The sequence below is a fragment of the Curtobacterium sp. Csp1 genome (genome assembly GCF_013347185.1).
Genome location: NZ_CP054594.1, coordinates 750,235 through 769,068 on the forward strand (window position 1 = coordinate 750,235; position 18,834 = coordinate 769,068).

Below are 18,834 nucleotides of genomic sequence, written 5' to 3' on the forward strand. Positions count from 1 at the left end.
CGCCCTGGGATCGGAGGGCGGTCGGCGGCTGGCGGGTAGCGTCCGGGCCATGAGCGAGCCCGACCGTGACCACCTGGACGACGGCGTCGACATGAGCTTCGAGGAGCGGCGCCAGGACACCCTCCGCCGGATGTCGGGCTCCGACGCGCACGACGCCGATCCGCGGGTCGCCGTCTCACGGGCCGAGGACGGAGACGTCCGGATCGACGTCGCCGACACCGCCGCGGTGCGTCCCGGCGACGCCGACGCGTCGGATCCCCGCACCGACGCCTGACCCGATCGCGGGTCCGAGCCTCGCAAGACGCAACGGGAGCGGTTGCTCGCAACGCAGTACCGCTGCGAGGAACCGCCGCCGTTGCGTTTCGCGGAACGGCAGCGGCAGCGAGCGCGCCCGGCGGGCGAGGACGGTGGTGCGCGGCATGATCGTGGGGTGCACCTGGTCCTCCACCGCGTCGACGGCGGCGTCACCGCGACGCCCCTGACCGACGCGGGGGCGTCGGCGGGCGAGCCGACGCGCCTGGACGAGCCGCGCCTCCCGGCCTTCGTCGCGGCACACGACGGACCGGACGTCCGATGGGTCTGGGACGACACCGCACGCTGGTACCCGGCCGTCCTGCGGACCGGCGGCCGCGTCGGCCGCTGCACCGACCTGCGCCTCGTGCGCCGCATCCTGCGCGGCGCGCTCGCGACTCGGGGCACCGCGCTCGCGGCGGCCCCGCCCGACACGTGGGACGACCCCGGCCAGGAGGCACGGGTCACCCGACCGACGCAGGCGTCGGTCTTCGACGACGCGCTGTTCACGGTCGCACCGGCCGACGACGCGGCCGACCCGGTGGCCGAGCTGCGCGCGCAGCTCGACGCGGTCGTGACCTCCACCGCGCCCGGTGCCATGCGGCTGCTGACCACCGCGGAGTCGGCCGGTGCGCTGGTCGCCGCCGAGATCCTGCACGCCGGGCTGCCGTGGCGGGCGGACGTGCACGCGCGGCTGCTCGAGGACGCGCTCGGCCCGCGGGTCCCGTCGGGCGTCCGACCCCGTCGGCTCGAGGAGCTGGCCGTCGTGATCCGCGGGCACCTGGCGGACCCGACGCTCAACCCGGACTCGCCGACCGACGTGCTGCGGTCCCTCCGTGCGGCGGGCCTGATGGTCGCGAGCACGCGCAAGTGGGAGCTGCAGGAGCTCGAGCACCCGGTCATCGCGCCGCTGCTCGAGTACAAGAAGCTGTCGCGGCTGATGACGGCGAACGGGTGGACGTGGCTCGACGAGTGGGTGCAGGACGGGCGGTTCCACCCGAAGTACCTGGTCGGCGGCGTGGTGACCGGGCGCTGGGCGGCGGACGGCGGCGGCGCCATGCAGCTCCCGAGGACGGTCCGGTCCGCGGTCGTCGCGGACGAGGGCTGGACGTTCGTGGTCGCCGACGCGGCGCAGCTCGAGCCGCGGGTCCTCGCGGCGATGTCCGGTGACCGGGCGATGGCGGCGGCGGGGGACGGCCGCGACCTGTACGACGGCGTGGTGGCCTCGGGTGCGGTCGAGACCCGGCAGCAGGCGAAGGGCGCGATGCTCGGTGCGATGTACGGCGCGACGCAGGGCGACGGCGGCCGGCTCGTGCCCCGGCTGGCGCGGGCGTTCCCGGCGGCGCTCGGACTGGTCGACCGGGCGGCCCGGGCGGGGGAGCGCGGTGAGCCGGTGACGACCCTGCTCGGACGGACCTCGCCCGTGCCGGACGCGGCGGCCGCGGCTGCGCGGGCACGGGCGTGGTCGGTGGACGGCACCCCGGCGCAGCAGCGGGCCGTCGAGTCGCGGGCGCGGAGCTGGGGGCGGTTCACCCGGAACTTCGTCGTGCAGGGCACGGCGGCGGAGTGGGCGCTCGCGTGGATGGGGTCCCTGCGCACCCGGCTCCTGACGCGGTTCCCGGGGCCGGTCACCGACGGGCCGCACCTGGTGTTCTTCGTGCACGACGAGCTCGTCGTGCACACCCCGGTCGAGCACGCCGAGTGGGTGGCCGAGCAGGTCCGAGCCGCCGCGGTGGACGCCGGACGCCTGCTGTTCCGGGACTTCCCCGTGGTGTTCCCGCTCACGGTGTCGACCGTCCGCGACTACGGGGCAGCGAAGGACTGACGGCCGCGCGCGGCCGGCGCCACCCGCGGCCGTGCGCTCGCAGGTGCGGGCGGGCAGGGTGGGTCGATGCAGCAGCAGCGAGACCACGAGGAGCCGGAGGGCACCGCCGACGCCGTCGCGCGCCGGGTCGTCGACGCCGAGCGCGCCGCCGCCCCGCAGGACCGGCACGTCGGTGACGTCGACCTGACCTCGTGGCGGTCCCGCGCCGGGCACGCCGTCGCCGAGGTCTGGGCGGCGCTCGGCCGACGGTACGGGGCGCTGCCGCTCCTGGTCCTGACGCTCCTGGTCGGCATCGGGATCGCGGTCACGGCGACCTGGGCGACGTCCGAGGTCTACGACGCCGTCCGCGAGCACGACGACGTCGCCGTGCTCGACCGTCCGGTGCTCGACTGGATGCTCACGATGCGCTCCCCGACGGCCGACCGGCTCGTCACGTGGTGGACCGACATCGCCGGCACGGTCGGGATGCCGATCGTCGCCGTGCTGTTCCTGGTCGGCTTCACGGTCCAGCGGCGCGCCTGGACGCCGCTCGTGCTGCTCGTCGCGGCGAGCGGCGGATCGCTCCTCATGACCATCGCGGGCAAGGACCTGATCGGCCGGGCCCGTCCGCCGCTCGCCGACGCGGTGCCGCCGTACGAGCACTCGCCCTCGTTCCCGTCCGGTCACACGCTCAACGCCACCGTGGTCGTCGGCACGATCGTGTACCTGCTCATCCTGCGCCAGACCCGCACCGTGACCCGAGTGTGGACGATCGTCGTCGGCACCCTCTTCGTGCTGTCGATCGGCGTCTCGCGGGTCTTCCTCGGCCACCACTGGACCACCGATGTCCTGGCGGCGTGGGCCCTCGGAGCGGCCTGGCTGGCGATCGTGATCACCGCCCACCGGCTGTACCTGACGGCCCTGCGCCGCGGTGCCGACCCGGTCCGCGGGTCGTCCCCGGTCAGGTCGTCACGGTAGGTTCCGGGGCATGGCAGAACGGGTCTTCGGCGGTCGGTACCGCGTCACCGGGACGCTCGGACACGGTGGCATGGCCTCCGTCTACCGGGCGGTGGACGAGCAGCTCGGCCGCGAGGTGGCGGTCAAGGTCTTCCGCATCGGTGCCGTCGACCACGGGGAGCGCGCCCGCGCCGAGGCCGAGATCCACACGCTCGCGGCGCTCCGCAGCCCCGCGCTCGTCACGCTCTACGACGCGGCGCTCGACGACGACGAGGGCGACTCCTACCTGGTGATGGAGCTCGTCCCCGGGAGCGACCTCGCCACCCGTCTGCACGAGGGCGTGCTCGACCCGGCGACCACCGCGCGCCTCGGTGCGCAGGTCGCCGACGGGCTCGCGGCGGTCCACGCGCAGGGCATCGTGCACCGCGACGTGAAGCCCGCGAACGTCCTGCTCGAGAGCGACGGCGAGCACGTGAAGCTCGCCGACTTCGGGATCGCCCTGCTCCGTGACGCCGCCCGGGTGACCGGCGCCGGCACCGTGATGGGCACCGCCGCCTACATCTCGCCGGAGCAGGTCACGGGCCACGAGGTCACCGGCAAGGCCGACGTCTACGCGCTCGGCCTCGTGCTGCTCGAGTGCCTGACCGGGAAGCGGCCGTTCCCCGGCAGCGCGGTGGAGTCGGCGACCGCGCGACTCGCCCGCGGCCCGGAGATCGACCAGCACCTGCCGACGGCCTGGCGGACCCTGCTGCACGTGATGACGGCGCAGGACCCCGCCGACCGACCGAGCGCCGCCGAGGCCGCGCAGCGACTCCGCTCCCTGGGCCGGGACGACGCCGCGCCGGCCACGCAGCTGCTGCCCGCCGGACCCGGGACGATGACCCGCGCGGCCGGTGGCGCAGCGGGGGCGGCCGCGGGTGCCGCCGGTGCCTTCCTCGGCGCCGGGGCCCCGGACGCAGCGCACGGCGACCAGGCGACGCAGGCGATGCCGACGGGCGGCACGGAAGCGCCCACGCAGGCGTACGACCGGACGGCCGTGCTCGGGCAGCCCGGTCGCGCAGCGGGGCAGGACGACGTCGCGACGACCGTGCTCGGAGCCCAGCGCGGCGGTGCGGGTGCCGGTGCGGCCGGGGCGGCGGCAGCCGGCGGTGCTGCGGCAGGCGGTGCCGCCGCAGGGTCCGGCGCGGGCGGCGGCGGCGGGGCCGCCCGGCGGACGGACGATGACGGGCGACGCCGTCGCGGGCCGGTCATCGCGGCGGTGGTCATCGGCATCCTGGTGCTCGCCGGCATCGTCGTCGCGGTCATCGCCCTGAGCGGTGGCTCGAGCACGCCGGCGCCGACGGAGTCCGGCCAGCCGACCCAGCAGTCGAGCGAACCGGCCGAGGAACCGAGCAGCGAGCCGTCGCAGGAGCAGTCCGGCGAGCCGGAGCAGCAGCCGAGCCAGCCCCAGGAACAGCCGAGCGAGCCCGAGCAGCAGCCGAGCTCGCCGGCGGACGACCCGACCGTCGGACCCCAGCCGGGCGGGCCCGCCTCGAACCCGGTCCAGTCCCCGCAGGGCGGTACCGATCAGGGCAACGCCGGCCCCGGCAGCAACAGTGGGCCGGGGAACGACAACGGCAAGGGCAAGGACAAGAAGGACCCGGCCGACACGACGGTCGGCGAGACCCTGCCGACCACGCCGACCGTCGGCTGACGGCGGCTGCGCGGGGGTTTCGTCGACACCCTGGAGGAAATAGGGTCGTCGGGTGCGTGAACTGCGACGGAGCGGTGGCCCGACGACGGCGGTGGCGGCCCGGGACGGGGTCGGTTGGGACTCGGCCGAGGCCTGGCTGCTCGAACGCCCGGCGGGGGAGACGACGGTCGAGGGGGTCCTGCCCGGCTTCGCCGGACGGGCGATCGCACCCGGAGACGAGCTGTCGTGGGTCTGGTTCCCCGAGCGCACCCTGCCGGCCGGTCACGACGAACCCGACGAGGCGGACCTCGCGCACTTCTGGGACGCGACGGCCGCCGACCTCGACGTCGTCCTGACCGACGGCCGACGGCTGAGCGACACCGCCCACGACCAGTACGGCGCCGGCCTGACGCCCGCGGCCCAGGCGGCGGCGAAGACGCAGTGGGTCGACCAGTGGAACCGTCGCGCGGTCGACCTCACGCCGTTCGCCGGTGCCGTCGTGGACCGCCTGGAGGCACGGCTCGGCGCCGCCGGACCGGCTGCGGACGACGACGGGGAGCGCCCGGCGCTGCGCGGTTGGTTCGACGCGGTCCGGATCGGACCGGCGCGCCCGGAGCCGGCACGGCTGATCGACCACGTCCGCACGACCCGCGGCACGCAGTCGTCGTCGCGGTCCTCGCGCGGCAACACCGCACCGGTCGTCGGGGTGCCGCACGGCGGGGTGCTCGGCCTGCCGATGACCGACGCGTCGAGCAGACACTGGCCGTACGCGTACCAGGAGCACGCCCGGACGGAGCCGGACGGCCGCGTCCGGTCCGCGCTGCAGGGCTTCGCCACGAGCCACCTGCCGTCGCCCTGGATGGCCGACCGCGGGGTGTTCCAGCTCATGCCGTCCCCGCTCGACGAGCCGGACGTTGACCGGACCGCCCGGGCGCTGGGCTTCGACCACGACGACGAGCAGGACGGGCCGCACCGCTACCGCGTCGCCCTCGACCAGGGCGTCACCGCGACGATGACCGCGGGGGAGTTCGCCCTGGGGTTCCGGTTCACCGGCACCCGGGCCGTCGTCCTCGACCACCACGGCCGCGTCGACGACGTCTCGGTGGCGATCGTCGACGGCACGGCCGTGGTGGAGTGCCTGCTCGACGACCGGCCCGGCACCCCGCCGCACCACGTGCACGTCCGGATCGCCGGAGCCACCGCGGACCGCACGGTCGTCCGGGACGGCATGCTCCGCGGCTGGGTGCAGGTCGACGGCGCCGCCGCGGGGCACACCGACGTGGTGCTCGGCATCTCGACGGTCTCGATCCAGGACGCCCGCGCGAACGCCCGTGCCGCCGGGGACGTCGACACGATGTGCGTGCGGGCCGAGGCCGCCTGGACCGCCGCCCTCGGCACGCTCGAGGTCGAGGGAGCGACACCGGACCAGCTCGTCTCGCTGTACTCCGGCCTGTACCGGCTCTTCCTGTTCCCGCTCACCGCGGGGGAGACCGCACGAGACGGCGTCCCGCGGTACCGCTCCCCGTACGGCGACGTCCTCGCCGCGCCGATCCGCGACGCCCCGGGCCCCGAGGTCGTCGAGGGCACCCTCAGCACCGTGAACGGGTTCTGGGACACCTACCGGACCGCCTGGCCGCTCCTCGCGCTCCTCACCCCGGACCGGGCGGGTGCGCTCGCCGAGGGGGTCGTCGGCCACTTCCGGGACGGCGGGTGGACGCCGCGGTGGAGTGCCCCCGGCGCCGAGGACTGCATGACCGGCACCACGAGCGACACGGTCTTCGCGGACCTCGCCGTGAAGGGCGTCACCGGCTTCGACCTGGCGACCGCCTACCGGAGCGCGCTGCGGAACGCGACCGTCCCGGCACGGGACGAGCGCGTCGGGCGGAAGGGGATCCTCCCGGCCGTGTTCCGCGGCCACGTCGACACGGCGACGCACGAGGGCATGAGCTGGACCCTCGACGCGGCGATCAACGACTGGGGTCTCGCGGTGATGGCGGGCCTGCTCGCATCGCGGGCGACGACCGCGGACGACCTGGCCCGGTACGAGGCCGAGGCGGAGTGGTTCGCGCGCCGCTCGCTGCAGTACCGGAACGTGTTCGACGCCGAGCGCGGGTTCTTCGTCGGCCGCGACCCCGACGGCTCGTGGCGGGTGGGGACGGAGTTCGACCCGCGCGACTGGGGCGACGACTACACCGAGACCAACGCCTACGGAACGGCGTTCACCGCACCCCACGACCCGGCGGGCGTCGTCGACCTGCACGGCGGCCCCGAGCGCTTCGACGCGGCGATCGACCGGTTCTTCGCGACCCCGGAGACCGGCGCGACCGTGCACTCGGGGTCCTACGGCTTCGCGATCCACGAGATGACCGAGGCGCGCGACGTCCGGATGGGCATGCTCGGGCTGTCGAACCAGCCGGCGCACCACATCCCGTTCTTCCCGATGGCCACCGGGCGCCACGACCTGGCGCACCGCGTCGTCCGGGAGTGCCTGGAGCGGCTGTTCGTCGGGTCGGACCTCGGGCAGGGGTACCCGGGCGACGAGGACAACGGCGAGATGAGCGCCTGGTACGTCCTCGCGACGATCGGGCTGTACCCGCTCACGCCGTCGACCGGGGCGTACGTGCTCGTGCCGCCGTCGGTCCGGCGGACGGTGCTGCGGCCCGCCGGTGGGGCGTCGGGTGGATCGCCGACCGTGATCGAGGTCGCGGGTGACTCGTCGGGCCCCTACGTCGCGTCGGTGACGGTCGACGGCGAACCGTGGACGTCCGTGAGCATCCCGCACGCGGTCGTGGTCGGGGCGTCGCGGATCGTGTTCACGCTGTCCGGCGAGCCCACCGGGTGGGCGGCGGACACCCGGCCGCTCTCCGCGTCCGAGGTGCACGGGTACCGGGACGTGCCGTGGGACCTGCTGCCCGGCGGCGTGACCGGGGCTGCTGGTGCGCCGGTGTCCGGGGCTGCTGCCGCGTTGGCGGACGACACCGGGCGGACCGTGACGGCGCTCGCCGCAGGGTCCGGGATCGCGTTCGCGGTGCCGGAGGTGCCCGCGTCGCTGTACACCGTCACGGTGGCGGAGCCGGGGTCGTACTCGTGGGACGTGTCGCTCGGCGAGGCCCGGGCGTCGGTGCGGGACGCCGCGTTCGCGTGGCCGGGGCAGACCCGGGTGTTCCGGTTGCAGGGCGTCGGCACGTCGTTCCGGTTCACCGCGGTGACCGACCTGCGCCTGACGCAGCTCGAGCTCGTCGCGGCGGACGGACAGCGTTGATGCGCCGTCCACCCGCCCGGAGCATGCTGCGACCATGTCGATGAGTGCACCGTTCGATCCGGAACAGCCAGGCGCCGACCTCCCCGTGGACGGTTCGGACGCGACCGAACTCGAGGTGGAGGAGGACCGCGGGGCCGACGTCGGTCCGGATGCGGCCGATCCCACCCGCGGGCCGGTCGACCACCACGAGGAGGACGAGGCCGGCGGCGGCCCGGTGTTCCGACGCCCGCAGGCGGGTGAGCGGCTGCACCCCGACGACCTCTGAGTAGGGGACCTCTGAGTCCCCACCGCGTGCTCCCCGCGGATTGCCAAGCGCGGCGGGCATGCTCTCCGGCATGTCGATTGCGAACTCGTTCGACCCGTCGCAGGGTCGCGCGATCCCCGAGGACCAGGTGGACGAGGACGGGCTGGAGCTCGACGCCGAGACGGCGGCTGCGCTCGGGATCTCGTTCGACGTGGTCGGTGGTGCGTCCGCCGACCCGACCCGGGTGTCACCGGTGGACGTCGCCGTGCCGAGCGCGCCCCGCGACGCGGACTGAGCCGGGCGCGGGGGCCCCGGCCGCCGGGTGGTTCGGCGTGCTCCCGCACAACCGGGAGCACGCCGCGCCACGGGATTCCGCGGTTCGGCGTGCTCCCGGTTGTGCCGAGCGCCGCCGACGCCCGGGCGCGCTCAGGGGACGGTGTGTCCCGCGGCGGTGAAGATCCGGTACCACTCCTCGCGGGAGAGCACGACGTCCGACCCGGCAGCGGCCTCCTGGACGCGCTGCGGGTTCGTCGTGCCGAGCACCACCTGGAAGTGCGCGGGGTGTCGGGTGATCCACGCCACGGCGATGCCCGTCGGGGTCACCCCGTGCGCGGCCGCGACCTCGTCGAGCACGTCGTTCAGCTCGGCGTACTGCTCCCGGTCGCCCAGGAACACGCCGTCGAAGAACCCCTTCTGGAACGGCGACCAGGCCTGCAGGGTCACGCCGGTCATCCGTGCGTGGTTCAGGATGTCGTTGTCCCGGTCGATGGACTGGTCGAGGCCGCCCATGTTGGCCGCGACCCCCTGCGCGATGACGTTCGCGTGCGTGATGCTCAGCTGCACCTGGTTGAACGCCAGCGGCTGCCGGACGTGCTGGCGGAGCAGGTCGACCTGACCGGGCGTGTGGTTCGAGACGCCGAAGTGGTGCACCTTGCCGGCGGCGTGCAGCTCGTCGAAGGCGCGGGCGACCTCCTCGGGCTCGACCAGGGCGTCGGGCCGGTGCAGCAGCAGGACGTCGACGTAGTCCGTCCGAAGCGCCTCGAGCGACTCGTGCACCGACTCGATGACGTGCTCGTACGAGAAGTCGAAGTACCCCTGCCGGATGCCGACCTTGGTCTGCAGCTGGATCGCCTCGCGCTCCGAGGACGACAGCGTGACGGCCTCGCCGAAGCGGGCCTCGCACCCGTGCCAGCCGCCGTAGATCGCGGCGTGGTCGAACATCGTGACGCCCGCGTCCCGCGAGGCCGTGTACAGCGACCGGATGTCCTCGTCGCTCATGTCGTTGATCCGCATGAGCCCGACGACGACGTCGGACGCGGTGAGGTCGGTCTGTGGCAACTCCAGTGTCTTCACGTGCTCGATCCTGCCAGCCGACCCGCTCCGCAGGCAGGCCCTGCGGGTGCCCGTCGGCGGTGCCGGTCGCGTCCGACGCGACCAGGCGACGGACGGGAGGCGCGTGCCGGGTCGGCACCGCGCCTCCCGTCCGGTGGGGGTGCGGCCCGTCAGCGCGCGCCGACGCGCGTCGGCGTGAGCAGCCCCAGGAACGCGAGGTCGTCCGCGACCTTCGCGATGAGCGCGTGGTCGAGCGACGGGATCGTCGGGGAGCCGAGCGGTCGGACCCGGCGGACCGCGGCGGCGAAGCCGTCGGCGGGGATCGCGGAGCCGGCGTGCGGTGCCTCCGGGACGGCGAACGCGTGCATCAGCGGCAGCACCGATCGGGCGCGGTCCTCGTCCGGCAGGGCCGTCAGGGCCTCCCGGAACCGCGTGACCCACTCGGCGTGGTCCGCGATCCGCTCGACCGGGTGGCCGTCCTCGATCAACCAGTCGACGAAGGTGTCGAGCGAGACGCCGTCGTCGTGCGGGTTCACGACGTTGTAGGTGTGGTGGCCCGAGGTGACCGCCGCGCCGATCGCGTCGATCGCGGCGGCCGTGAAGTCCGCTGGTAGCCCGTCGTAGTGCGACCGCTGCCGTGAGCCGTCCGGTGCGCGCTGCACGAACGACGCCGGCGCGAGGCCCGTCGCGAGCACGCTCCAGACCAGCCGCGTGAACACGTCGGGCAGGTTCACCTGGCCGCGCCAGCGGGGGTGCGCCAGGACCATGTCGGAGCGGAACACGGCGACGGGGACGCCGTGGTGCTCGTGCGCCTCGCGGAGCAGCACCTCGCTCGCCCACTTGCTCGCGCCGTAGCCGTTCGCGTACTCGTCCGCGACCGTCCACTCCGGGATCGTCGTGCGGATGTCCGCCCGTTCGTCGAGCGCAGCCGGGGCGTCGGGTGCGACGTCCTCGGTGGTGCTCGGTCGGGCACCGCCGGCGACGGCGACGCTCGACACGAACGTGACCGGGACGCTCCCGGCGGCGATCGCGAGGCGCAGGACCTCGGCGGTGCCGACCACGTTCGGGCCGAACAGCGCGGAGTACGGCAGCACGTGGTTCACGAGGGCCGCGGCGTGCGCGACGAGGTCCACGCGGGCGGCGAGGTCCCGCCACCGGGCCTCGTCGAGGCCGAGCAGGTGCTCGCTGACGTCACCGGCGACCACCTCGAGCGCGCCGTCGAGCTCGCCGAGCCGCGCGACGAAGGCGGGGTCGGCGGCGAACGCGGCCTCGAGGCGCCGTCGGGCGTCCGCGTCGTCGGCACCGCGGACCAGGCAGACCAGGGTGCCGCCGACGGGGGCGAGCCGCTCGAGCCAGTCGATGACCGTGAAGCGTCCGAGGTAGCCGTTGCCGCCGGTGAGCAGGACCGTGCGGGGCCCCGCGTCGGTGCCGGCGGCAGCTGCCCGGTCCGCTGCCGGGTCCGCTGCTGCCCGGCTCGCCGTGGGCCGCCCGACCGGTTCGGGGACGGTGCCGAGCAGCCGGTCGAGGCGCAGGTCCGCCGAGCGCAGCACCGTCGGGTCGGCGCCGTGCACGCGCGCGACGGACGGTCGGTCGTCGGCGGCGGACCGCTCGACGAACGCGGCGACGGCGGCGAGGTCGTTCGTCGGGTCGGTGATCACGCCGACGGGGACCTCGGCGTCGAACACGTCCTCGAGGATCCCCGAGAAGGTCAGGGCGGAGAGCGAGTCGCCGCCGAGGTCCGAGAAGCGTGCGGCCGCGGCGGTCTCGGGGGACACCTCGGCGTGCAGGAACTCCTGCGCCGCACGGACCACGGTGTCGACGACCGGCTCGTCGGCCACGTGCTCGCGGAGGGCCGCGACGAGGGTGCCGCTCTGCTGCGCGTCGACGGCGTCGTACACCGCGGCGAAGCGCTCGCCGTAGCGCTCGGTGAAGCGCGGGCGCAGGAGCTTCCGGGCGTCGGAGAGCATGCCGTTCTCGACCGTGAAGGGGTCCGGCTCGACGATCACGCCGCGGGGCACCTCGTACGGGGCGAGTCCGTGCTCCCGCGCGGTGCGCTGCAGGGCGGCGAGGACGTCGCGCTCGGTCGCCGCCGGGTCGGTGGGGACGACCACGGCGAGCAGGAACGCGTGCCGGCTGTCCCCGTGCAGGGCGACCTGGCGGACCTCGGGCGTGCCGCCGTAGGTCGCCTCGAGCGCGGCGACGGCGACGAACTCGCCCTGCGAGAGCTTGATCACGTTGTTCCGCCGGTCGAGGTACACGTACGTGTCCGGCCCGGTCTGCGCCATCACGTCGCCGGTGCGGTAGAAGCCGTCCTCGTCGAAGACCGCGGCGGTGACGTCCGGGCGGCGGAAGTACCCGGGGATCACGGCCGTGCTCTTCACGAGCAGCTCGCCGCGCGGGTGGGGTCGGTCGGTGGTCCGGTAGCCGAGTTCGGGGACGTCGACGAGCTTGTGCTCGGTGACCGGCGGCTGCTGGACGACCCCGTCGCGCAGGATGCTGCCGGCCTCGGTCGAGCCGTAGAGGTCGTGCAGGGTCGTCCCGAGGCAGTCCTCGACGTACGCGCGGAGCTCGGGGGTCAGGGGTGCGCTCGCGCAGATCGCCTGCCGGATCCGTCCGCCGAGCGCTCGGACGCGCAGGTCGGCCTGCACGGCGGCGCGGACGGCGGCCGGGTCGGTCGCATCCGCCTCGGCCAGGCGGCGCTGTTCCTCGCGCTCGCCCTCCTGCCGGATCATCTCGGCCACGCGGGGCACGAGGACGAGTTCGGTCGGGGCGTACACCCGGAGGTCCTCGAACAGGGTCGACAGGTCGGTGGACGTCGCGAGCGCCAGGGTCCCGCCGCGGCCGAGCGTGGCGAGCACGGCGGCGCGTCCGGTGAGGTGGCTCATCGGCAGGTAGGCGTACCCGACGACGTCGGCGGTCGGGGCGGCAGTGGTGTCCGGGGTAGGGCGGTCGGGCCGCAGCGCGTGCCACAGCCGTTCGACCATGGCCCGCGTGTACATCGCGCCCTTCGGGGTGCCGGTGCTCCCGGAGGTGTAGAGCAGGAGCGCGAGCGGGTCCTCGCCCGCAGCCGGGTGCCACGGCGTCGGGCGGGACAGGTCGGTGCCCCGGCCGACGAGCGCGCCGAGCGTCGGCAGGCCTTGGTCCCCGTCCTCGTCGCCGGCGTCCAGCAGCACGGTCCGCACCGCGGCGTCCGACGTCGCGAGCACCGCCCGGGCCGTCGGCAGGTGCTCGGCCGCGACGCCGAGCCACACCGGCTCGGTCTCGTCGACGATCGCCCGGAGTGCCGACACCGGCGCGCTGGTCTGCAGCGGCACGGTCACCGCGCCGAGGATCCAGGCCGCGAGCTCGAGCGTCACGACGTCGGCGGTCGCGGCGCCGAGCAGCGCGACCCGGTCGCCCGCCGAGACGGTCTCGCCCAGGACGGCCGCGACCGACCCGGCGCGGTCCCAGAGCTCCCGGAAGCTCGTGTCGGTGACGGTCGTGCCGTCCCGGTGCCGCAGTGCGGTGTGGTCCGCGTGCTGCGCGAACACCGCCTCGACCGACGTGTCGTCGTGGTGCTGGTCCATCGTTCGTCCCTTCGTCGTTCCTCGGGCGCGCCCCTGCGCGTCCGTCTCAGCGCTCGTGGAGCGCTGCCCCCGCCAGCGCCGCCCCCGCCAGCGCCGCCCCCCGGTCCACCGCCCAGTGCCCCGTCGCGGTGAACGCCGGCCCCCGGCGCTCGGTCGCGGTGAAGCTGCCGTCCCGGTGCAGCTCGACGGTCGCGCCGTCGATGCCGAACCAGCCGCCGTGCGCCGCGGTCCGCGCCTTCGCGACCGCCTCGGACGCGGCGAGCAGCACGCTGTCCGGACTCTCAACCCCGATCCGGCGCAGCGCACGCAGACCGGCCGTGACCGGCGTGCTGTCCAGGTCCGCGATGCGTGCGAGCACCCCCGCGGGCAGCGGTGCCGCCGGGGTCGCGTCGATGCCGATGCCGGCGTGCTCGTCGCGGCGTCCGACGGCGCACGCGCGGAGTCCGGTGCAGTGCGTGATCGTGCCGACGACCCCCTCGGGCCAGACGGGCGCGCCGTCCCGCGCGACCGGCAGGGTCCCCGCGCGGATCCCGGTCGCCGCCAGGGCGCGGCGGGCGAGCAGCCGTCCGGTCAGGAACTCCGCTCGGCGGGCGGGCAGCGCTCCTGCGACCGCGGCCGCCTCGTCGTCGGCGAGGGTCCCCTCGAGGTCCTGCGTCGCGGTCGCGACGACCACCGAGGCGGGCAGGAGCGCCGACCAGGGGGACCTCCGTCGAAGTTGCACATTGCAATCAGACGCCGGTTCCCTCGGAGTCCCCCGAACGGGGCACGCTGCCGGCGGGGTCGGGGAGCGTCCGCGACGTCGGTCAGGCGGGCAGCACCGCGACGACCGCGTGCCGGTCGCCCCACGCCGCGGTCAAGGTCTCGCCTTCTGGGACCGGGAGACCGACGACCCGGAGCACCACGAGGTCGCCGTGGTCGGTCCGGACGGTCGTCTCGGTGCCGTCGGTGTGCGCCGCGACCGTCGTCACCGTGGGGGAGACCGCCGCCGTGCCGCTGCCGTGCGCCGTTCCCTCCTTGTCGAAGTGTCCGGTGCCGTCGGCTCGCTCGAGCTCGGCCTCGTGGCCGCCCGTCGCGATCGCGCGCCGCACGACGTCGGCGTAGACCGGGTCACCGGCGGCGTCGTACACCCAGCGGCGACCGAGCACGGAGTGGTCCATCTCGGTGACGAGGTGCGCCCGAGCAGCGTCGAGCGGCGCTCCGCGGTACGTCAGCGGCGTGTGCAGGAGCCGGCCGTCCGGGGTCTGCACGAGGAGCACCTCGACGCCGACCTCGCCCGCGGGGTCGTCGAAGCGGAAGCGCGTCACGACCTCGACGGGATCGCCCGCCGTCAGGCCGCTCCACGGCTGGCCCGGGAGCCAGGCGGCGAGGGCCTCGGCCTTGGACGGTCGGAGTGTCGCGCGGTGGATGACGGCCATGGACCGACGCTACCGAGCCGTCGCCTCAGTGCACCGAGAACCCGCCGTCGACCGCGATCGACTGTCCCGTGACGTAGGCGGACCCGGGCCCGGCGAGGAAGACCGCCGCGGCCGCGAAGTCCGAGGCCTCGCCGTTCCGGCCGACGAGCGTGCGGGCCGCGAGCGCGGCGACCCGTTCCGGATCGGCGGAGAGCCGTCGGTTCAGCGCGGTCTGCACGAAACCCGGCACCAGGACGTTGGCGGTGACCCCACGGCCCGACCAGGCCTCTGCCTGCGACCGGACCAGCGCCTCCAGGGCGGCCTTGGAGACCCCGTACGCGCCGCTCGCGGCGAACGGTCGGTGGGCCTGCTGCGAGCTGATGCCGATGATCCGGCCGTACCCGCGTGCCGCCATGCCCGGCGCGAGCCGCTGCCCGAGGACGAACGGTGCATCCAGGTTCACGGCCATCGTCGCGTCCCAGGTGGCCTCGTCGAGCTCCGGCATCGGCGGGCGCAGGTTGATCCCCGCCGAGTTGACCAGGACGTCGACCTCACCGACGGCATCGGCCAGGGCGTGGGCGCCGCCCCGGGTCGACAGGTCCGCGACGAGACCCGTGGCGGATCCGCCCGCGTGCTCGATCGCGGCGACGGTCTCGTCGATGGTGGAGCGTGTCCGGGCTGCGACCACCACGTGCGCCCCGGCGTCCGCCAGTGCCTCCGCGATCGCCCGCCCGATGCCGGAGCTCCCGCCGGTCACCAGGGTGCGACGTCCGTCCAGACCGAAGAGCTGCTCGAGCGACATCGGGCCAGGGTAGCGAGGCTGCGTACGCTGTGGGGGTGCGCGACGACCTGCTCCCCGTGCTCGCCTGCCCCGTCTGCGCCGAGCCGCTCGCCCGCGTCGCCGACGGCTCGGTGGGGTGCACGACCGGACACCGGTACGACGAGGCGAAGCAGGGCCACCTGACGCTGCTGCCCGCGAAGCGCCGCGCACTGACCGCGGACACGCCCGCGATGGTCGACGCCCGGCTGCGCTTCCTCGGCCGCGGGCACTACGCCCCGGTGGAGCGGGCGCTCGCCGCGGTGGTCGCCGAGACGACGGCGCCCGGCGTCGTGCTCGACGTCGGGTCCGGGCCCGGCACGTACCTGGCCCACGCCCTCGAGACCGGGGCCGCGGCCGACCGCCTCGGCGTCGCGCTGGACCTGTCCGCCGTGGCGATCCGTCGTGCCGCGCGCATCCACCCGCGGGCGGGAGCCGTCGTCGGGGACGTGACCGAGCGCCTCCCGGCCGTCGACGACGTGGCCGCGGTCGTGCTGGACGTCTTCGCGCCACGCAACCAGCGGGAGTACGCGCGGGTGCTGCACCCGGCGGGGGCCCTGGCGGTGGTGACCCCGCGGACCGGCCACCTGGCGGAGCTCGCCGAGGCGACGATCGCGGTGGACCCGGAGAAGGAGCGGCGGCTGCACGACTCGCTGACGCCGTCGTTCGTGCTGCGGAGCTCGAACGACCTGACGTGGACGATGGAGCTGACCGCGGAGGACGTGCACGACGTGGTGCACATGGGGCCGGGTCACCACCACGTGGACCCGGAGCGGACCTTCGGGTCGGCGACCGTCACGGCGGCGGTGACGGTGAGTACCTGGACGCCGGTGGGCTGAGGGCGCCGCGCGTCTGGTGCGGTGCCCGTGCGTTCGTGGAGCAGAAGACGTCGGGTCGCCCGGGACGGACCCGACGTCTCCTGCTCCATCGACGAGGCTGACGCGGCAGCGCTGACGCGGCAGCGCCGACGCACCCGCGCCGTGCCTCAGCCCTGCAGCGCCGCCACGTCCAGCTGCCACACGACCCCGAACCGGTCGCGCAGCTGACCGGCGAGCGGCGCCCACGGCGACGGCCCGAGCGGCTGCCGCACCTCGGCGCCATCGGACAGCCCGTCCCAGTACCGGGTGACCTCGTCCGCGTCGTCGCCGTGCACGAAGACGTAGAAGCCGTTCGTGCCCTGGTCGTACGGCTGGTCCGGCCAGACGTCGAACGCCATGATGCGGAAGCCGGCCTCGGTGGTGACCTGTCCGAAGACGATCCGGTCGGCCCAGGCCGGGTCCTGCGACGCGCCCATCTGGCCGTAGGTGGTCGCCTGCACGGTGCCGCCGAAGGCAGCCGCCCAGAAGTCGAGGGCCTCGAGGGCCTGTCCGTCGAAGTTGATGTGGGTCGTGATCTCGATGCTCATGGGACGAGGATGTCGGGCATTGCGGTCAGATCGTGACTGCTTCTCGGGGCATGATCGTGGACATGGCCGATCCGTCCTCGCGCATGCTCGCGCTGCTCTCCCTGCTGCAGGTGCACCGCGAGTGGCCGGGCGACGAACTCGCGACCCGACTGGCCGTCAGCCCGCGGACCCTGCGCCGCGACGTCGACCGGCTCCGCGACCTCGGCTACCGGGTCGAGGCCGTGCGCGGGCCGGCGGGCGGGTACCGCCTGGGCGCCGGGTCCGACCTGCCGCCGCTGCTCTTCGACGACGAGCAGGCCGTCGCGGTCGCCCTCGCCCTCGCCGTGGCGCCCGCGTCCGGCGCCGACATCGCCGAGGCCGCCGCCCGTGCGCTCACCACCGTCCGACAGGTCATGCCGGAGCACCTCCGGAACCGTGTGGACCTCGTCGACGCCGTCACCGCACCCGGCACGACGCGTGCGGACCCGGAGGTGCTGGTCGCCGTGAGCGCCGCCGTGCACCGCCACGAGGTCCTGCGCTTCGGCTACGGCGAGCGCGACACCCTGCACCGGGTCGAGCCGCACGCGGTCGTCGCGCGGAGTGGCCGCTGGTACCTGCTCGCGTGGGAGCCCGAGCGCGACGACTGGCGGACCTACCGCGTCGACCGGATCGCGCCGCGGATGCCGACCCGACTCCCGTTCACCCCGCGTCCGGTGCCGGGCGGGGACGCCGCCGCGTTCGTGTCGGCGCGGTTCCGGGGCTCGGACCGCGACGACGTCTGGCCGTGCACGGGTTCCGTGCTGGTGCGCGCCGAGGACGCGGCGCGGATCGCCCCGTTCCTGCCGGAGGACGCCGTCGTCGAGGCGCTCGGTGACGGCCGCAGCCGGGTCACCCGCGGGTCGTGGTCCTGGGACGGACTCGCGGGTGCGTTCGCCGCGTCCACCGTGCCCTTCCAGGTCGAGGGGCCGGACGCGCTCCGCGACGCGGTCGCCGCGCTCGCGGGTCGGCTGCAGGAGGCCGTCGGCGATCGACCCCCGTCAGTTCGTCCCTGATCGCCGAGGGCCGTTCCAAAGCGGTTCGCTGAGCCAGGCCGGGTCGGCACCGGTCGACCGGACGTCGATGCCGTCGATCTGCGGGAAGTCAGCCAGCAGCGCCGCGGTGCGCCGCTGCCAGTCACCGTCGGACGGGACGGACTCGAGCAGGTGCGCGAGCACCGCGAGGACCTCGTAGACCCCGAACCGCTTGGGTGCGGCTCCGGATCCGAGGTGCGCGAGTGTGGGGACCTGCGTCGCATTCGGTCGTTTCGGTGCGGCGACGAGCTTGCGGTTGAACAGCCGGGCGTGGTGCGCCGCGACGTTCCGGACGTAGTTCACGGACGCGAGCCAGCTCCGCATCAGTTGCTTGGTCGGCACCGAGAACGCCGCCGCGACCTCGGTGGCGAGGTCGTTCCGGAGACCGCTGTACAGGCGGCACACCTGCCCCAGTTCGAGCAGCTCCACGACGACCCAGATCGGCATGTGGCCGTCGTACCGCTCGCGGAAGTGCGCGACGAACGACTCGTCCGACCGCGCGCATCGTTCGTCGAGCCGTTCCAGCCACCGCTGGTGTTCGCTGCGCGGGTCAGTGCCCGGACGTGGTGCGGTGAAGGCCGTGCTGAAGACCGACCGGTCTTCGTGCGCGAACGGTGCGACCCGGCCGAGGACGTGCGCCAGCCGGGTGCGGACCGCGACCTCCACCCGCTCCACCGCCTCGAGCACGAGCAGACGCAGGGCGCGGTCGAAGACGATCAGCGCACACGCGTCGTCGAAAGCCGCCGTCGGACGGAACCGCTCCTCGACGAGTGTCGCCGCGCGTCCGTGTTCGTCGGTCACACTGCGGGACACGCGGAACGGGTAGAGGTAGCCCGTCAGTCGGTAGTAGCCGACCTCGGCGAGGACGGCCGCCGCGCGGTCCGGGTCAGCGATCGAGAGCCCGCGTCCGCGCAGGGTCGCGATCTGGTCGTCGATCGACAACCACGGCTTCGTGTACGGCAGCTCGTCTCCCCCGGTACGAGAAAATCGGCCCGAGCCGTGAGGCGAGCGGGCCGATCATGATGCTGCAACGGTACCAGC

Annotated in this window: 16 protein-coding genes; 9 read left to right on the forward strand and 7 right to left on the reverse strand. The window is 74.8% G+C overall.

The window, feature by feature from the left end:
- The first annotated feature begins 49 nt into the window (after positions 1 to 49).
- The 7 genes from HUN58_RS03775 to HUN58_RS03805 all read left to right on the forward strand — a co-directional run bounded on the left by HUN58_RS03775 (position 50) and on the right by HUN58_RS03805 (position 8,525).
- Positions 50 to 274, forward strand: coding sequence for a multidrug transporter (locus HUN58_RS03775; protein ID WP_180225945.1), 225 nt, complete (start codon positions 50 to 52; stop codon positions 272 to 274).
- 156 nt (positions 275 to 430) lie between these two features.
- Positions 431 to 2,116, forward strand: a complete 1,686-nt coding sequence (locus tag HUN58_RS03780) for a bifunctional 3'-5' exonuclease/DNA polymerase (protein WP_180225946.1) — start codon at positions 431 to 433, stop codon at positions 2,114 to 2,116.
- Between the two features lie 66 nt (positions 2,117 to 2,182).
- Positions 2,183 to 3,073 carry a phosphatase PAP2 family protein gene (locus HUN58_RS03785; protein WP_180225948.1) on the forward strand — a complete coding sequence of 297 codons (891 nt, stop codon included), beginning with the start codon at positions 2,183 to 2,185 and terminating at the stop codon, positions 3,071 to 3,073.
- Between the two features lie 10 nt (positions 3,074 to 3,083).
- Complete coding sequence (locus HUN58_RS03790) at positions 3,084 to 4,745, forward strand: serine/threonine-protein kinase (RefSeq protein ID WP_180225949.1); 1,662 nt, start codon at positions 3,084 to 3,086, stop codon at positions 4,743 to 4,745.
- A 52-nt stretch (positions 4,746 to 4,797) separates the two neighbouring features.
- Positions 4,798 to 7,986, forward strand: a complete 3,189-nt coding sequence (locus HUN58_RS03795) for a GH92 family glycosyl hydrolase (RefSeq protein WP_254631615.1) — start codon at positions 4,798 to 4,800, stop codon at positions 7,984 to 7,986.
- Positions 7,987 to 8,020: 34 nt separating this feature from the next.
- Positions 8,021 to 8,251 (forward strand): hypothetical protein, encoded by a 231-nt coding sequence (locus HUN58_RS03800; protein WP_058740758.1) that lies wholly within the window; start codon positions 8,021 to 8,023, stop codon positions 8,249 to 8,251.
- Positions 8,252 to 8,321: 70 nt separating this feature from the next.
- Complete coding sequence (locus tag HUN58_RS03805) at positions 8,322 to 8,525, forward strand: hypothetical protein (RefSeq protein WP_141859439.1); 204 nt, start codon at positions 8,322 to 8,324, stop codon at positions 8,523 to 8,525.
- 131 nt (positions 8,526 to 8,656) lie between these two features.
- Here the strand turns inward: HUN58_RS03805 and HUN58_RS03810 are convergent, their stop codons facing one another.
- From HUN58_RS03810 to HUN58_RS03830, 5 genes are all read right to left on the reverse strand, one after another.
- Positions 8,657 to 9,583: an aldo/keto reductase family oxidoreductase gene (locus HUN58_RS03810; protein WP_180225950.1), complete on the reverse strand. Its 927-nt coding sequence runs from the start codon at positions 9,581 to 9,583 to the stop codon at positions 8,657 to 8,659.
- A 149-nt stretch (positions 9,584 to 9,732) separates the two neighbouring features.
- A complete protein-coding gene (locus HUN58_RS03815) occupies positions 9,733 to 13,128 on the reverse strand; it encodes a thioester reductase domain-containing protein (protein WP_180225951.1) in 3,396 nt (1,131 codons plus the stop codon).
- A gap of 46 nt (positions 13,129 to 13,174) precedes the next feature.
- The gene (locus HUN58_RS03820) at positions 13,175 to 13,849 is read right to left on the reverse strand and encodes a 4-phosphopantetheinyl transferase (RefSeq protein ID WP_208745413.1); all 675 of its coding nucleotides are present in this window, start codon (positions 13,847 to 13,849) and stop codon (positions 13,175 to 13,177) included.
- Positions 13,850 to 13,931: 82 nt separating this feature from the next.
- Positions 13,932 to 14,543: a hypothetical protein gene (locus HUN58_RS03825; RefSeq protein WP_208745414.1), complete on the reverse strand. Its 612-nt coding sequence runs from the start codon at positions 14,541 to 14,543 to the stop codon at positions 13,932 to 13,934.
- Positions 14,544 to 14,568: 25 nt separating this feature from the next.
- Positions 14,569 to 15,324: an SDR family NAD(P)-dependent oxidoreductase gene (locus tag HUN58_RS03830; RefSeq protein WP_114849293.1), complete on the reverse strand. Its 756-nt coding sequence runs from the start codon at positions 15,322 to 15,324 to the stop codon at positions 14,569 to 14,571.
- Between the two features lie 35 nt (positions 15,325 to 15,359).
- Here HUN58_RS03830 and HUN58_RS03835 point away from each other — a divergent pair, with 35 nt between their 5' ends.
- Positions 15,360 to 16,178: a putative RNA methyltransferase gene (locus tag HUN58_RS03835; protein ID WP_208745415.1), complete on the forward strand. Its 819-nt coding sequence runs from the start codon at positions 15,360 to 15,362 to the stop codon at positions 16,176 to 16,178.
- Positions 16,179 to 16,324: 146 nt separating this feature from the next.
- On the opposite strand, the gene HUN58_RS03840 is transcribed toward HUN58_RS03835, so the two are convergent.
- Positions 16,325 to 16,744 (reverse strand): VOC family protein, encoded by a 420-nt coding sequence (locus HUN58_RS03840; RefSeq protein WP_180225953.1) that lies wholly within the window; start codon positions 16,742 to 16,744, stop codon positions 16,325 to 16,327.
- A gap of 62 nt (positions 16,745 to 16,806) precedes the next feature.
- Here HUN58_RS03840 and HUN58_RS03845 point away from each other — a divergent pair, with 62 nt between their 5' ends.
- Positions 16,807 to 17,775, forward strand: coding sequence for a YafY family protein (locus HUN58_RS03845; RefSeq protein ID WP_114849533.1), 969 nt, complete (start codon positions 16,807 to 16,809; stop codon positions 17,773 to 17,775).
- Here HUN58_RS03845 and HUN58_RS03850 read toward each other — a convergent pair.
- Positions 17,761 to 18,735, reverse strand: coding sequence for an Abi family protein (locus tag HUN58_RS03850; protein ID WP_167509949.1), 975 nt, complete (start codon positions 18,733 to 18,735; stop codon positions 17,761 to 17,763). The genes HUN58_RS03845 and HUN58_RS03850 overlap by 15 nt on opposite strands.
- Positions 18,736 to 18,834 lie beyond the last annotated feature (99 nt).